This is a genomic window from Parvibaculum sp., from assembly GCF_049671045.1.
Taxonomy (GTDB): domain Bacteria; phylum Pseudomonadota; class Alphaproteobacteria; order Parvibaculales; family Parvibaculaceae; genus Parvibaculum.
Genome location: NZ_JBATUH010000117.1, coordinates 20876 through 35040 on the forward strand (window position 1 = coordinate 20876; position 14165 = coordinate 35040).

Sequence of the window (14165 nt, forward strand, 5' to 3'; positions counted from 1 at the left end):
TGTTTAGTTTCGGAAACAATCAGCGATGTCGGCAAGCCAGCGTTTGACATTGTTCTTCATCGCGGCGGGTGTCTTGCCGTTACGCACAAGGACCATGTCGAGTTGCGGCACGAGGACGATGTATTGCCCGTCGTAGCCTTGCGCCGAAAAGGAACCCGGACCCGCCAGGCCGAGCCACCAATGCGCACCGTAGGGCCCATCCTCCGTCGGCTGCTGCCAGGTGGGCGTTCGTGCATAGTCGATCCAGCGGCCGGGAAGCAACCTTTTTCCCTCCCAAACCCCGCCTCTGAGGTAGAGAAGGCCGAAGCGGGCGAAGTCCCGGGGGGGCGCAAAACAGAAGGAAGAGCCGATAAAAGTGCCCGCCTTGTCGAATTTGGGCCTCGCGGACCTCATTCCGAGCGGATCGAGGAGCCGCCGGCGCATGAAAGCCTCGAAATCCGGCCCGAAAGCGTCGGCAGCCTGCGAGGCGCAGCGGCTGACGATGTTCGTCGTGCCACTGGAATAGGAAAAAAAGCTCCCCGGCGCATGAGCGAGCGGGAAGGAAGAGGCGAAATGGGCCACATCGTCCTTGCCCTTGCCCCAGAGCATTTCGATCACGTCGGAGGGGTGGTCCGGCGCGTAATCCTCGAGAAAGGCAAGGCCGCTCGACATGCGCAGCAAAAGGTCGAGCGTGATTTCCCGGCGCGGATCGCCGGCCCTTTCGCGCCATTCCCGCACATCCGCAGGTTGCATGATGTCGAGCTTGCCCTCGTCGACGAGGAAGCCCACCAGCGCCTGTGTGATGCTTTTGGCCATCGACCAGGAATGGCAGGTCACATCGGGCCCGTATCCGGCCCCGTAGCGCTCCAGAACGAGCCTGCCGTGCTGGACGATGACGAGCGCCTGCGTTTCGCCGAGGTCCTCTGGCGGCGTCGCGGCGAAGGCGTGATCGGTGAGCCGGGCGAGCTTCGCCCTGTCGGCGTTCGCGGGGAGATCGCCGATGGGCCATTCGTCCGTGGGCCAGGGTGTGCCCGAAGGCTGCGCCGGAAGCGGCGGAAGACTGCTCATACGCTCTCGTAAATTGGTGAGGGGCGCAGTCTAGTGCAGCCGTCCCGCCAGGTCGAACCGTTGCGGCACATTTTTGCCGTTGGTGGCCGAATCGACGCACCGCCGCGCCTGTGGATAAGTTTCGCCCCGGTCATGGCCGACAGGCATGGCGCCCGCCCGTTGTGCTGGCAGCCCATCGGGCTATCCTGCATGGATGGAACCGGGGAGGGATCACATGGCGTTGCCGAGATTGCAGATCGACGGGGAATGGTTCGTGGGCGAGGATCGCCGGACGCATATCCTGCGCGGTGTCAATCTGGGCGGCGACTGCAAGGTGCCTTTCACGCCGAACGGCCACACCAACCTCCCCACCGATTTCTCCGACCACCGCACGGTTTCCTTCCTCGGCCGCCCCTTTCCGCTCGACGAGGCGGCGGAGCATTTCGCCCGGCTGAAAGCCTGGGGTTTCAACTGCCTTCGCCTGCTCACCACCTGGGAAGCCGTGGAACATGCCGGGCCCGGACAATATGACGAGGCCTATCTCGACTATTTCGCCACGCTCTGCCGCATGGCGGACGAACATGGAATGTTCGTCTTCGTCGATTTCCATCAGGACGTCTGGAGCCGGATGACGGGCGGCGACGGCGCGCCGGCCTGGCTATTCGAGGCGGTGGGCCTCGACTTCACGAAGTTCCACGCGGCGGGCGCCGCCCATGTGATGCAGTACAAATATGATTTCGCACGCGGCGGCAGGCAGGAAGACCGCTATCCGACCATGACCTGGTCGCAGAACTACCGCTACCCGGCCAATGCGCTGATGTGGACCTTCTTCTTTGCCGGCCGGACCTTCTGCCCCGACTTCATGGTCGAGGGGCGGAACGTGCAGGACTTTCTGCAGGAGCACTATCTCGGCGCGATGGAGGCCGTGGCGCATCGCCTGAAGGGGATGAGCAATGTCATGGGCTTCGACTCGCTCAACGAGCCGGGCTCGGGCTATGTCGAACAGCGCCTGAGCTACCGTCATGTCGCGCCGAGCGAGCTCAACCGCTTTCCCCCGCGCCCCGGCCTTGCCTGGTCGGCGCTCGACGGGCTCGCCGTGGCGCGCGGCCTCACACGCGACATTCCCGATCTCAAGGTCGACAGGGAGCAGGGGAAGGTCGTGCCCGCGGGCGATGTGCGCGTGAACGAGGGGCGCGTGCCGATCTGGCTCGAGGGCAGGGAGTGCCCCTTCGAGCGCGCGGGCGCCTACAGGATTCAGGGCGACAGTATCGAGGCCGTGGACGAGGAATTCTTCGTCATGCGGAACGGGCGCAAGGTCGATATGGAGCATGATTTCATGTCGCCCTTCTTCCACCGCGTCGCCGAGCGCATCCGCGCCATCGATCCCGACTGGCTGCTCTTTGCCGAACTCGACGCGGCGCGTGTCGGCCATGGCTTTCCGGGGGACGCGCCACGCGGCACCGTCAATGCGAGCCACTGGTATGACGTCGTCACCCTCTCGACCAAGGAATTCAACTTCCCGGTCTGGGTGAACCCCTATTCGGGCCGTACGCTCGAAGGGGCGGAAGCGATCGAGGGCGCCTATACGCGCCAGCTCGGCTTCATCAAGGAAACGGCGAAGACGCTCAATGACGGCACCGGCGCGCCGACCCTCATCGGCGAATTCGGCATCCCCTTCGATCTCGATCATGCCGCCGCCTACAAGGCATGGGCGGCCGGCGACTGCAGCGCGAAGCCCTGGGAGCGCCACGTGACCGCGCTCGATCTCATGTACAACGCGCTCGACACGCTGCTCATCTCCTCGACCCAGTGGAACTACACGGCGTCGAACCGCAACGATCAGGCAGTCGGCGATGGCTGGAACCAGGAGGATCTCTCCATCTACTCCGTCGACCAGCGCGGCAACTCGAACGACATCAACAGCGGCGGCCGCGCGCTCGAAGGTTTCGTGCGTCCCTATGCCCGCGCCATTGCGGGCCGCCCGCTCAAGATGAAGTTCAAGCGCGAGACGGGCGCCTTCCGCTTCGTCTATGAGGCGACGGGCGAGGGCGAGACGGAAATCTTCGTGCCGAAGCTCCAATATCCGAACGGCTTTGCTATCGAGGTCGAAGGCGGCGAGGCCACGCGCCGCGAGGAGAGCCAGTCCGTGCTCGTTCATGCGGACGCGCCGGGCAAGGTCGGGATCACGATCAGGCGGCTCTAGGCGGGCTTTTCGTCGAGTGTCGAGGCAATGGCGGCGGCCGCGTCGCGCATCGAGGCGAGGTAGCGCCGTGCCGCTTCCTCCTCGCTCATGGCGGAGCCGAAATAGCGCATGGTCATGCAGGCGACCACATTCGGCCCCTGCATGACGGGAACCGCGAGCCCCGTGGCGGGATCGCCGCGCAGCGGCGCCGTCGATGCGAAGCCCCGTGTACGGATCGTCGCAAGGAGGCGCATGACCGCGCGCTCGTCCCGTGCCGTCCGGTCGGCGCGGGCGGGGGAGGCGCGCAGCATGGCGAGGATCGTCTCCCGCTCCTCCTCGGGGCAGAAGGCGAGATAGGCCCGCCCCAGCGCCGAGACGAGCATGGGAAGCCTTGTGTCGAGATAGTCGGGATCGGTGCTGAAGGGGCTCGCATGGCGCGTGCCCGCGCGCACGATCATGGCGTCGCCATCGAATGTGGCGAACGCGACCGGCCATTTGTGTCTCGCGGTGAGCGCATAGAGGAAGGGGCGCGCGGCCTCGACCACCCTGTCGGTGTGGCGGAAGCCGCCCGAAAGGCGCAGCACGCGCTCGGCGAGGCTGTAGCCCGCCCGCCGCGACACGCGGCGCACATAGCCGGCCGCGATCAGCGTATCGAGCAGCCGCACCAGCGTCGGCTTCGGCAGGCCCGTCTCTTCATGGAGCCTGCCGAGCGGCATCACCGTTTCCCCGTTCAGCGCTTCGAGAAGCCGCAGCGCGCGGATCACGGGTTCGATCGCGGTCTTGTCCGTCGCGCTGCCGTTCATCGTATCGTTCCTTTCCGTGTCGGCTGAAGTCTAATTCCGTATCACGGAATTTCCTAAAGTTTCGATCTGCCTCTGCGGCGAGGGGCGCTAGGTTTGCGCCAGGTGCCGATTCTGCCGGATGCCCGGCATGGAATTACGGCAGGTTGATCGCTATCCGGCCGCGTCCGGGGAGAATGTTGAACATGAAAGCCATCGCCTTCTGGGGCGGCGTTCTGGTGCTGGGCCTCGTGCTCGGCATCGGCTCAGCCTTCTACACACTGAAAAATGGCGCTCTCAGCGGAAACGTCGCTGTCGGGCCCTGGGGCACGGGCACGAGCTTCGGCAGCGCCGAGGCCGATATGTACACGCGCGCCCGCGTCGCGCTCTTCGGCCTCTTCGCGCTCGATAAGAAGGAGACGATGTACTACACCGCGCTGCACGACAGCGATGGCGGCGAGCTTTCGGGAAGCTGCACCTACCGCGTCGAGGGCAAGGATCTCGCCGCGCGCTGGTGGAGCATCACGGCCTATGGGCCGGACAGTTTCCTCATCCCCAATGAGGCGAACATCTATTCCTATGCAATGACGACGGTGAAGCGCGAAGCGGATGGAAGCTACATCATCCGCGTTTCGCCGGAGAAGCAGGAGGGCAACTGGCTCCCCGTGAAGGCGGGCGAGAAGTTCGATCTCACCGCGCGCTTCTACAATCCGGAAGCCTCCGTCTATGCCAATCCCGCTGCTGCCGAGCTGCCGCGCATCGTGAAGGAGAGCTGCAAATGAAGCGTCTTTCGATCTTCGTGCTTGCGACGCTTGTGGTTGCGGCGGCCGTCCATGTGGCCACCGTCCGGGGGCTGCCGCGCTTCATCATGTCGAAGGCCATGACGAAAATCGCGGGCAATGCGCAAGCAAACCATATGCTCGAGCCGCCGCTTTCCGACGCAACCGCGCGGGCGGTCGTGCGTCCGAGCCCCGATCTCGCCTATTCGATCTGCGTGCTCGACCTTCAGAAGACGCCGGTGCGCGTGCATGTGCCGCTGACGGCGCCTTACACCTCGGTCGCTTTCTATTCATCCGCGACCGACAATTACTTCGTCCGCAACGACCGCGAACTCGAAGGCAGGGGTCTCGATGCGATCGTCGTCGCGCCGGGCGCGGCGAAGCCCGCCTCCGTGCCCGCCGGTGTCGAAGTGATCGAGGCGCCGACGGAGCAGGGGCTGGTCCTCGTCCGCCGCGTCGTGGAAAGTGCTGACGCCTTCCCCGCGCTCGACGAAGTGCGGAAGAAGGCGACATGCGCGCCCTTCGAGGGCTGAGCGCAGGCGGGCGGCGCGATCAGGCGCGCTCGGAAATGCCGAGAGCGAAGGCATAGACGAGCGCGACTTCCTTCAGCCGGTCGAAGCGGCCCGACGCGCCGCCATGCCCCGCCTCCATGTTGATGCGCAGCAGCGTGAGCCGCGCATCGGTGCGCAGCGCGCGGAGCTTAGCCGCCCATTTGGCGGGCTCCCAATAGGTCACGCGCGGATCGGTGAGGCCGCCAAGCGCGAAAATGTGCGGATAGGCTTGCGCCCGCACATTGTCGTAGGGGCTGTAGGAGGCCATGTAGCGATAGGCTTCCTCGTCCTCGATGGGATTGCCCCATTCGTGCCATTCGGGCGGCGTCAGCGGCAGCGACGCATCGAGCATGGTCGCCAGCACATCGACGAAGGGCACTTCCGCGACGATGCCGTTGAAGAGATCGGGCGCCATGTTGGCGACCGCACCCATGAGCATGCCGCCGGCGCTGCCGCCATGGCCGACGATCCTGCCGCGCGCGGTGAAGCCCTCCTTGGCGAGATGCTCGCCCGCGGCGATGAAGTCGACGAAGGTGTTGCGCTTCTTCAGCAGCTTTCCGTCCGTGTACCAGCGATAGCCCTTCTCCATCCCGCCGCGAATATGCGCGATCGCATAGACGAAGCCGCGATCGACAAGCGAAAGCGCCGTGACCGAGAAGGATGACGGAATGCTGATGCCGTAGGAGCCATAGCCATAGAGGAGGCAGGGCGCGCTGCCATCGAGCTTCGTCGTTCGGGCGTAGAGAAGCGAGATCGGCACCCGCTCGCCATCCGCCGCCGTGGCGAAGATGCGCCGCGTCACATAGTCGGCGGGGTTGTGGCCGGAGGGCACTTCCTGCCGTTTCCGCAAGGCGCGCGCCCGCGTCTCCATGTCGTAGTCGTAAACTTCCGACGGCGTCGTCATGGAGTTGTAGGAAAAGCGCGTCGTTGCGGTGTCGTATTCATATCCCGGCGAGAGATTGAGGTCGTAGGCTTCTTCGTCGAAGGCGATCTCGTGCTCGCTGCCATCGGCGAGGCGCCGGATGACGATGCGCTGAAGCCCGTCGCGCCGTTCCATGCGCACATGGTGGTCGCGATAGGCGACATGCGAGAGCACGAGCGTTCCGGGCCGATGCGGCACCACATCGTGCCAGTTCGCCCGCCCCGGCGCCGCTACGGGCGCTTCGACGATTTTGAAGTCCTCCGCGCCGTCCGCATTGGTGAGAATGAGGAAGCGCCCGCGCGCCTCGTCATGCTCGATGTCGTATTCGACGCCATGCTCCCGCGCGCTGACCAGCTCAGGCGGCGTGTCCGGCGCGTCAGCCGGGATGAGACGAAGCTCGCTCGTCTGGTGGTCATGCGCGTCGATGATGAGATAGCGCCCGCTCTGCGTCTTGCCGACGCCGACATAAAAGCCGATGTCGGTTTCCTCATAGACGAGCCTGTCTTCCGCCGCCGGCGTGCCGACGATGTGGCGGAAGACCTTGAGCGGTCTGTGTTCCTCGTCCACATGCACATAGAGGAAGCTTCGGCCCGCCGCATCCCAGGCGATGCCAGGCGATGTGTCGGGCACCTCGTCGGCGAGGTCCTTGCCCGTCGAAAGATCGCGCAGGCGCAGGCTGAAATATTCCGAGCCCTTGCGGTCGGCCGACCAGGCGAGGAGCTTGTGATCGGGCGAATGATCGGCATCGCCGATGCGGAAATAGGCTTCGCCCTCGGCTTCGGCATTGCAGTCGAGAAGCGTTTCCTCCGTGCCGTCCGGCCGCCTCCGCGCAAAGACCGGCTGCTGCGCGCCTTCCGCATAGCGGGTGAAATAGGCGTATGCGCCATCGGGCGCGGGAACGGAGCTGTCCTCTTCCTTGATGCGGCCCTTCATCTCCGCAAAGAGCGTCTCGCGCAGCGCGGCGAGCGGCGCCAGCGCCTCGTCCGTATAGGCGTTCTCGGCCTCGATATAGGAGCGGATGTCGGGCGCCAGCTTTTCGGGCGCGCGCATCACCTCGCGCCAGTCGGGGTCGCGAAGCCAGGCATAGTCGTCCGTTCGCGTGATGCCGTGATGCGTGTCGGATTGCGGGCGCAGTTCGGCTTTCGGCGCCTGCGCCGGAGGTGTCAGTTTCATGGATCGGGTGTCACGGAGCTTCCGGCTCGTCGTCCGGGCGGAAATCGAGTGCGGTGCCGTTCATGCAGAAGCGCAGGCCCGTCGGGCGCGGTCCGTCGGGAAAGACGTGGCCGAGATGCGCCTCGCAGGTGGCGCAGAGCGCCTCGACGCGGCGCATGCCGTGCGACACGTCCTCGCGCTCCTCGATCAGACCTGCCTCGATCGGCGCGAAGAAGCTCGGCCAGCCGGAGCCGCTTTCGTATTTGGTTTCGGAGCGGAAGAGCGGGGCGCCGCAGGCGACGCAATGGAAGGTTCCCTTGCGGTGCTCGTCGAGCCAAGGCCCGGTAAAGGCACGTTCAGTTCCGCACTGGCGCGTGACCCTGTATTGCTCGGGCGTCAGTTCGGCGCGCCATTCCGCATCGCTTTTGACAATTTTCGGGCGCGATGTTTCGGACATGAGCCGCCTCCTGTGGTGAAGCCCCGCGCCTGCACGATGAAGGCGCGGGGAAAGAGCCGTCTTATTCGAAAACGAGGCTCAGCGTCTCGGCGACCATGGCCGGGCGCTCCTGGCCTTCGATTTCCATCGTCACTTCATTGGTGAGCTGGTAGCCGCCCGACTTCGGCTGGGCGTCCTTCAGCTTCACGCGCGCGCGCACCTTGGAGCCGACGGGCACCATGTTGGTGAAGCGCACCTGGTTCGAGCCGTAGTTGATACCGCGCGTCACGCTCTTGATCGTGCTCACCTTGCCCATGAGGAAGGGCAGGAGCGACAGCGTGAGGTAGCCATGCGCGATGGTCGGCATGCCGAGTTCCTTCTGCGTCCGCTCCGGATCGATATGGATCCACTGGTGGTCGCCCGTCGCATCGGCAAACTTGTTGATCCGGTCCTGATCGATCTGGACCCAGTCGCTGACGCCGATTTCCTTGCCCTTTTCGGCAACATATTCGGCAACCGTGTTGAAAGTGCGCATCCGCAAGTCTCCGTCGTGCGTTGGGAGTGATGAAGTCTGGAGGCCCGGCAAGGGGCCTTTGGCCGTTAAACTAGCCCGTGGGACAGGGGAGCGCCAACCCGTAATCGGGATCGCCGATCGCGGCGCGCGCGCCCGGCCGCGCTCAGAAGGAAAGCCGCATGCGGACCCGGCGGTCATCCTCTGAATCGGATGTCAGCGCCTCTTCGAGCCAGCCCCAGGCTTCGCCTTCCGTCACGATCACGATCTTGCTGCTTGGCCAGCCCAGCGCCTCGAAGGCGTGAGCCACGTTTTCGGCGCGCTTGCGCGACAGCCGGGCATTCGCCGCCGCATTGCCGGTCTTGCTTGACTTGCCGAAGAGGCAGAGCTGGCCGGCCTGCTTGCCCTTTGCGAGCCCGTGCACATAGGAGATGCGCTCATGCCCGTCCGGCCTGATGCGGCTCGAATTGGTGTCGAAGTAGACGTAGTAGTCCTGCGTGAAGGCGCGGCCTGCGCCCGGATTGTTGCGGCAGCGCCCGCCATAGGTCGAGACTTCCGCGGCTTGCGCCGTTTGCGTGACTTCGGCCGCGAGGAACAGGGATGCGGCGGCAAGGCCGGTGGCGGCCAGCGCGAGACGTGCGATTTTCATATGAGCCCCCACGAGATTCGCAGGTTCCATAATAGCACAAGTCGCGCGCTGGCGGCCGCCATGCGTCAGACGATCTTGGAATCCTTGTTGCCCCAGTAGCGGTCGCGGATGAGGCGCTTGTAGAGCTTGCCGGTCGCATGCCGCGGAAGCTGCTCCTCGAAATCGATCGAGCGCGGACATTTGATGGCCGAAAGCTGGCTCCGGCAGAACTCCAGAAGCTCGGCCTCGAGCGCGGGGCCGGCATCCTTCCAGTCCACGGGCTGAACGACCGCTTTCACCTCTTCGCCGAAATCCTCGTTGGGCACGCCGATCACCGCGACGTCCGCGACCTTCGGATGCAGCACGAGAAGGTTCTCCGCCTCCTGCGGGTAGATGTTGACGCCGCCGGAGATGATCATGAAGGCCTTGCGGTCGGTGAGGTAGAGATAGCCCTCCTCGTCGACCCGGCCGATATCGCCAAGCGTCGTCCAGCCCTTCGGATGGCGCGATTCGGCGGTCTTCTTCGGATCGTTGTGATACTCGAACTGGGCCTCGCTCTCGAAATAGATGACGCCCGCCTCGCCGACGGGAAGCTCGTTGCCCTCTTCGTCGCAGATGTGAATGATGGCGTTGAGCGCCCTGCCGACCGAGCCCTTGTGCTGCAGCCACTCTTCCGAGTTGAGCGCGCAGAAGCCGTTGCCCTCCGAGCCCGCGTAATATTCATAGATGACGGGGCCCCACCATTCGATCATCTGCTCCTTGACGGGAATAGGGCAGGGGGCGGCGGCGTGGATCGCGACCTTGAGCGAGGAAACGTCATATTTCAGGCGCACCTCCTCGGGAAGCTTCAGCATGCGGATGAACATGGTGGGCACCCACTGGCTGTGAGTGGCCTTGTACTTCTCGATGAGCTGGAGCGCGCCTTCCGCGTCGAAATGCTCCATGACGATGACGGTGCCGCCGAGGCGCTGCACGGTCATGCACCAGCGCAGAGGCGCGGCGTGATAGAGGGGCGCGGGCGAAAGGTAGATCGAGTTCTCGTCCATCGCATAAAGGAGCGCGCCGAGCGTGGTGAGGCCGGTCGGCTCGTCGATGGCGCCGCCGGTGAGCGGATGCTTGACGCCCTTCGGCCGCCCCGTCGTGCCGGAGGAGTAGAGCATGTCGGTGCCCGCCGTCTGATCGGCGATGGGCGTCACGGGGAGCTTCGCCCGCGCGTCTTCATAGGATTCGTAGCCGGCGATCGCGCCGCCCACGGAGAAGAGCCGCTCGACCTTCGGCAGATGATTGCCGTCGATGAGTTCGCGCGCCACATTCTCCAGCGATCGGGAGACGAAGAACATCCGTGCGCCGCAATCGGCGGCGACATAGGCGATTTCGCCGGCCGTCAGCCGCGACGAGATGCAGGTGAAGTAGAGGCCCGCGCGCTGCGCGCCCCAGCAGATCTCGAAGTAGCGCGCATCGTTTTCCATGAAGATGGCGATGGCGTCGCCCGGCTTCAGACCGGCTGCACGGAAGAGATGCGCCGTCTGGTTCGAGCGTTCGTCGAGTTCCTTGTAGGTCACCGTTTCGCCCGTCGCTGCCATGATGTAGGCGGGTTTCGTGGGCGTCTTCTGAGCGTGGATATAAGGGTGCATCAACTCGTCTCCCGGAGAGGCAATGGCCGGACTTCGCTTTTTTGCGGGTCCGTTGTTATATCAGGGCCGGACCGATCTGCGGGCCCCATTTTGCGTGAAAGGGAGCGCAAGACGAGCGCCGCGTCAACTCGCATATGTTGACGCAACGGAAGGGCGGCCCCGCCGCGACGGATCAGGCATCAAGCCGCAACAGGGAGCGAAAACATGGCCTATGAGACGATCAAATACGAGGTTGAGGATCAGATTCTGACGATCACTCTCAACCGCCCCGACAAGCTCAACGCCTTCACCGGCCAGATGATGTTCGACATCATCGACGCTTTCGACAAGGCGGATGCCGACGACAATGTGCGCGCCATCATCGTCACCGGCGCGGGCCGCGCCTTCTGCGCAGGTGCCGACCTCTCGGCGGGCGCCAAGACCTTCGACTATGCGGCCCGCGAAGACCGCCCCGAAAAGACCGGAACGCCCGTGAAGCCCAATGGCGAGATCGACTGGAGCCATGAATCGGTACGCGATGGCGGCGGCCGCGTTTCGCTGCGCATCTTCGAGAGCCTGAAGCCCGTGATCGCGGCCGTGAACGGGCCCGCCGTCGGCGTCGGCGTCACCATGCAGCTCCCGATGGATATTCGTCTTGCATCGGAAGACGCGAAGTTCGGTTTCGTCTTCGCCCGCCGCGGCATCGTGCCGGAAGCCTGCTCGAGCTGGTTCCTGCCGCGCGTGGTCGGCATCAGCCAGGCGCTGGAATGGACCTATACAGGCCGCGTCTTCGGCGCGCAGGAAGCGCTTGAAGGCGGCCTCGTCAAGAAGCTCTACAAGCCCGACGAGCTTCTGCCCGCCGCCCGCGCGCTCGCCCGCGAGATCGCCGACAACACCGCGCCCGTTTCCGTCGCGCTCACGCGCCAGATGCTCTGGCGTATCGGCGCGGCCGATCATCCGATGGAAGCGCACAAGATCGACAGCCGCGCCATCTATGCGCGCGGCGCCGCCGCCGACGCGAAGGAAGGCGTCATGTCCTTCCTCGAAAAGCGCCCGGCCAACTATCCCAACCGGGTTTCGACGGATATGCCGTCCTTCTTCCCCTGGTGGGACGAGCGCAAATACAGCTAATCGCCATGCGCTGAAGCAGCCGGCGCGTGACCGCGCGCCGGCGCTTCTAGATTCCAGAGCGATGTGAAGAAGAAGATCGAGAGCCAGAGCACGACCATCAGCCCGACCGGCACGAGCACCGCGTCGAGCGGCCCCAGCCAGCTAATGATGTAACCCATGAAGAGCGCGCCGAGCGGCCCGCCGCCCATGGAGCCGAGCTGGAAGGCCGAGATGAGCCGCGCGCGCATATGCGGGCTTGCCGTTTCCTGAACGATGGCGCGCGACTGGGTCATCGAAACGCCGGCCGCCAGTCCCCAGCAAAGCGCCAGCAGATCGACCACATAGATCGAAAAGCCGAAATGCATGATCACCATGACGCACGATCCCGTGCACATGGCGAGCATCATCGCGCGTCCCTGCCTGCGGATGGGACGAAGGCGGCTCAGCGTGAAGGACGAAAGGCCGATGCCGCCGAAGAAGCACATGTTGATGAGCGCGAGTTCGGGCGAGCTGCCCTGATAGACGTCGCGCACCAAGATCGGGAAGAGCACCATGAAGACGCCCATGAAGAGGATGCCCGACATGAACATCATCAGCACAACGGGGCGAAGCCGCTCGCTCTCCCAGAGCACGACGAGCCCTTCCTTGATCTCCGACAGTTGCGAGCGGCGCGGGCCGCTGGTGGTGGCGGGCGGCGTGGGGGTGAGCCGCGACGTGGTGAAGGCGGCGCCTGCGAGGAGCGCGCTCTGAAGGACGAAGAGCGCGGGCGCGCCGGCGAGCATGGCCGTGCCGCCGATGAGGAAGCCCGCGACCTGCCCGAGGAACTGGCCGCTCATGGAGAGCGCGACGCCGCGCTGAATATTGCCCTTGAGGCTCGTGATGGCGACGCGGGTGAGCATCGCATCGCGCGCGGGCATGACATAGGCGCCGAGAATGCCGAGGATGACGCCGAAGCCGAGGATCAGCTCATAGGTGAGATGGCCCGCATAGATGAGCGCGGCGAGGGCGAGCGGCGGGATCATCTGTATGGTCTGGAGCCGCCGCAAATGATTGCGCAGTTCTAGCCTGTCGGCGAGCGCGCCGCCGAAAAGCGTGAACATCAGCATCGGCAGCATCATCATCATTTGTGCGATGCCGACGCGAGCCGAACTCTCGTTGAGCACGATGGCGATGATCCATGGAAAGATCACGCCCTGAATGCCAGTTGAAATGAAATAGAGCCAGATGCCGCTCATATACCAGGCGAGGTCGGAGGGCTGCTTTTCGCCTGTCATGTTGTCGTCCGGGCTCACGCTCAGGCTTCCTGCGCGTGGTAGCGCCAGAGCGGCGACATGAAGAGCAGGGCGACGACGCCGACCATCACGAAGGCGGGCACCAGCACGGCCTGATGAATGCCGAGGCCGCCGACGAGAAAGCCCATGAGCAGGGAGCCGATGGGCGCGCCGCCCGAAAATCCGAGCTGATAGAAGGCGAGCACGCGCGCCCTGTGGCTGTCGGGCGCGGCGAGCTGGACGATGGTGCGCCCCATCGTCATCGTCGTGCCCGCGCCGATACCCCAGAGGAAGCAGAGTATGCAGAGCACCGCAAAGGGAATGGTCAGCGAAAGAAGTGCCAGAATGACGAGACCGCTGGTAATCGCGCCCATCATCACGCGGCCGCGCCTTGCGATATGTCCGATCTTAAGCAGCGCCATGGTGGCGAAGATCGTGCCGCCCCAGAAGCAGATATTGATGAGCGCGAAGCGGATCGCGAATTCCGTGACGGTGCTGTGATAGATGTCGCGCACCATCAACGGCAGCACCACCATGAAGCTGCCGACATAAAAAAGCCCGACAGCGAAATTGACGCCGATCACCGCGAAGACAATGCTGTGCGCCCGCGCGGTCGCGATGCCGTCCAGTATCTGCGCAAGCCGTCCTTCGCCCGTGTCCGTCTGTGTCGGCGGCAGGGGTTGCAACTTCGTCGTGGCCCAGCCGCCCGCGATCAGCAGCACGGCCTGGAAGATGAGCAGCGCCGGCGCGCCGATGATGGCGGCAAAGGCGACGATGAGCATGCCGGCGAGTTGCCCACCCATCTGCGTGCCCATGGTCAGCGTCACCGCCTGCTGAATGTCCGTTTCGGCGATGCGAGTCAGCGCTGAATCGCGCGCAGGCATGGCGAAGGCGCCAAGCGTGCCCATGGCCAGCGCATAGGCGATCAGGAAGGGATAGCTCAGATATCCGCTGACATAGACAATGGCCAGCACCAGCGGCGGAATGGCCGCGAGCCAGTGCATGCGCACCAATATGCGCCGCACATCGCCATGATCGGCCACCGTGCCGCCCAGCAGCATGAAAAGCAGCGACGGCGCCATCAGCGACATCTGCGCGATGCCGAGCCGCGCCGCCGGTTCATGCAGCACCTGCGTCACCAGAAACGGAAAGATGACGAACTGAATGCCGAGGCTGATATACCAGCTCGCCTGACCGCCGAGATA

General features: G+C 64.6%; 13 protein-coding genes. 4 read left to right on the forward strand and 9 right to left on the reverse strand.

Annotated features, from left to right (window positions below; translation table 11 throughout):
- Positions 1 to 3 precede the first annotated feature (3 nt).
- Positions 4 to 1047: a serine hydrolase domain-containing protein gene (locus WBG82_RS14025; RefSeq protein ID WP_424425231.1), complete on the reverse strand. Its 1044-nt coding sequence runs from the start codon at positions 1045 to 1047 to the stop codon at positions 4 to 6.
- Between the two features lie 214 nt (positions 1048 to 1261).
- Between WBG82_RS14025 and WBG82_RS14030 the strand changes: the two genes are divergently transcribed.
- Positions 1262 to 3229 carry a cellulase family glycosylhydrolase gene (locus WBG82_RS14030; RefSeq protein WP_424425233.1) on the forward strand — a complete coding sequence of 656 codons (1968 nt, stop codon included), beginning with the start codon at positions 1262 to 1264 and terminating at the stop codon, positions 3227 to 3229.
- Here the strand turns inward: WBG82_RS14030 and WBG82_RS14035 are convergent.
- A complete protein-coding gene (locus tag WBG82_RS14035; RefSeq protein ID WP_424425235.1) occupies positions 3226 to 4011 on the reverse strand; it encodes a DNA-binding transcriptional regulator in 786 nt (261 codons plus the stop codon). The two genes, WBG82_RS14030 and WBG82_RS14035, sit on opposite strands and share 4 nt — an antisense overlap.
- A 182-nt stretch (positions 4012 to 4193) precedes the next feature.
- On the opposite strand from WBG82_RS14035, the gene WBG82_RS14040 reads away from it, so the two are divergent.
- Both WBG82_RS14040 and WBG82_RS14045 read left to right on the forward strand, forming a co-directional pair.
- On the forward strand, positions 4194 to 4769 hold the full coding sequence (locus WBG82_RS14040) for a DUF1214 domain-containing protein (protein WP_424425237.1): 576 nt from the start codon (positions 4194 to 4196) through the stop codon (positions 4767 to 4769).
- Positions 4766 to 5299 carry a DUF1254 domain-containing protein gene (locus WBG82_RS14045; protein ID WP_424425239.1) on the forward strand — a complete coding sequence of 178 codons (534 nt, stop codon included), beginning with the start codon at positions 4766 to 4768 and terminating at the stop codon, positions 5297 to 5299. The genes WBG82_RS14040 and WBG82_RS14045 overlap by 4 nt, the downstream gene beginning before the upstream one ends.
- A gap of 19 nt (positions 5300 to 5318) precedes the next feature.
- Here WBG82_RS14045 and WBG82_RS14050 read toward each other — a convergent pair whose 3' ends face one another.
- The 5 genes from WBG82_RS14050 to WBG82_RS14070 form a co-directional block, all read right to left on the reverse strand.
- Positions 5319 to 7412 (reverse strand): S9 family peptidase, encoded by a 2094-nt coding sequence (locus WBG82_RS14050; RefSeq protein ID WP_424425241.1) that lies wholly within the window; start codon positions 7410 to 7412, stop codon positions 5319 to 5321.
- 10 nt (positions 7413 to 7422) lie between these two features.
- A complete protein-coding gene (msrB, locus tag WBG82_RS14055; protein ID WP_324296881.1) occupies positions 7423 to 7848 on the reverse strand; it encodes a peptide-methionine (R)-S-oxide reductase MsrB in 426 nt (141 codons plus the stop codon).
- Positions 7849 to 7909: 61 nt separating this feature from the next.
- Positions 7910 to 8362, reverse strand: coding sequence for a MaoC family dehydratase (locus WBG82_RS14060; RefSeq protein WP_424425243.1), 453 nt, complete (start codon positions 8360 to 8362; stop codon positions 7910 to 7912).
- Between the two features lie 142 nt (positions 8363 to 8504).
- The gene (locus tag WBG82_RS14065) at positions 8505 to 8987 is read right to left on the reverse strand and encodes an OmpA family protein (RefSeq protein ID WP_424425245.1); all 483 of its coding nucleotides are present in this window, start codon (positions 8985 to 8987) and stop codon (positions 8505 to 8507) included.
- 65 nt (positions 8988 to 9052) lie between these two features.
- Positions 9053 to 10603, reverse strand: a complete 1551-nt coding sequence (locus tag WBG82_RS14070) for an AMP-binding protein (RefSeq protein WP_424425247.1) — start codon at positions 10601 to 10603, stop codon at positions 9053 to 9055.
- A gap of 201 nt (positions 10604 to 10804) precedes the next feature.
- Between WBG82_RS14070 and WBG82_RS14075 the strand changes: the two genes are divergently transcribed.
- Positions 10805 to 11710 carry a crotonase/enoyl-CoA hydratase family protein gene (locus WBG82_RS14075; protein WP_424425249.1) on the forward strand — a complete coding sequence of 302 codons (906 nt, stop codon included), beginning with the start codon at positions 10805 to 10807 and terminating at the stop codon, positions 11708 to 11710.
- On the opposite strand, the gene WBG82_RS14080 is transcribed toward WBG82_RS14075, so the two are convergent.
- Together WBG82_RS14080 and WBG82_RS14085 are read right to left on the reverse strand one after the other, a co-directional pair.
- Positions 11707 to 12963: an MFS transporter gene (locus WBG82_RS14080; protein WP_424425251.1), complete on the reverse strand. Its 1257-nt coding sequence runs from the start codon at positions 12961 to 12963 to the stop codon at positions 11707 to 11709. The genes WBG82_RS14075 and WBG82_RS14080 overlap by 4 nt on opposite strands.
- A gap of 20 nt (positions 12964 to 12983) precedes the next feature.
- The coding region (locus tag WBG82_RS14085; protein ID WP_424425253.1) for an MFS transporter at positions 12984 to 14165 on the reverse strand (1182 nt) is incomplete at its 5' end.

What these genes read in the sequence shown, in the direction of transcription:
- WBG82_RS14025 (WP_424425231.1), bottom strand. Translation starts at nt 1,047, where the DNA reads ATGAGCAGTCTTCCGCCGCTTCCGGCGCAGCCTTCGGGCACACCCTGG.
- WBG82_RS14030 (WP_424425233.1), top strand. Translation starts at nt 1,262, where the DNA reads ATGGCGTTGCCGAGATTGCAGATCGACGGGGAATGGTTCGTGGGCGAG.
- WBG82_RS14035 (WP_424425235.1), bottom strand. Translation starts at nt 4,011, where the DNA reads ATGAACGGCAGCGCGACGGACAAGACCGCGATCGAACCCGTGATCCGC.
- WBG82_RS14040 (WP_424425237.1), top strand. Translation starts at nt 4,194, where the DNA reads ATGAAAGCCATCGCCTTCTGGGGCGGCGTTCTGGTGCTGGGCCTCGTG.
- WBG82_RS14045 (WP_424425239.1), top strand. Translation starts at nt 4,766, where the DNA reads ATGAAGCGTCTTTCGATCTTCGTGCTTGCGACGCTTGTGGTTGCGGCG.
- WBG82_RS14050 (WP_424425241.1), bottom strand. Translation starts at nt 7,412, where the DNA reads ATGAAACTGACACCTCCGGCGCAGGCGCCGAAAGCCGAACTGCGCCCG.
- msrB (WP_324296881.1), bottom strand. Translation starts at nt 7,848, where the DNA reads ATGTCCGAAACATCGCGCCCGAAAATTGTCAAAAGCGATGCGGAATGG.
- WBG82_RS14060 (WP_424425243.1), bottom strand. Translation starts at nt 8,362, where the DNA reads ATGCGCACTTTCAACACGGTTGCCGAATATGTTGCCGAAAAGGGCAAG.
- WBG82_RS14065 (WP_424425245.1), bottom strand. Translation starts at nt 8,987, where the DNA reads ATGAAAATCGCACGTCTCGCGCTGGCCGCCACCGGCCTTGCCGCCGCA.
- WBG82_RS14075 (WP_424425249.1), top strand. Translation starts at nt 10,805, where the DNA reads ATGGCCTATGAGACGATCAAATACGAGGTTGAGGATCAGATTCTGACG.
- WBG82_RS14080 (WP_424425251.1), bottom strand. Translation starts at nt 12,963, where the DNA reads ATGACAGGCGAAAAGCAGCCCTCCGACCTCGCCTGGTATATGAGCGGC.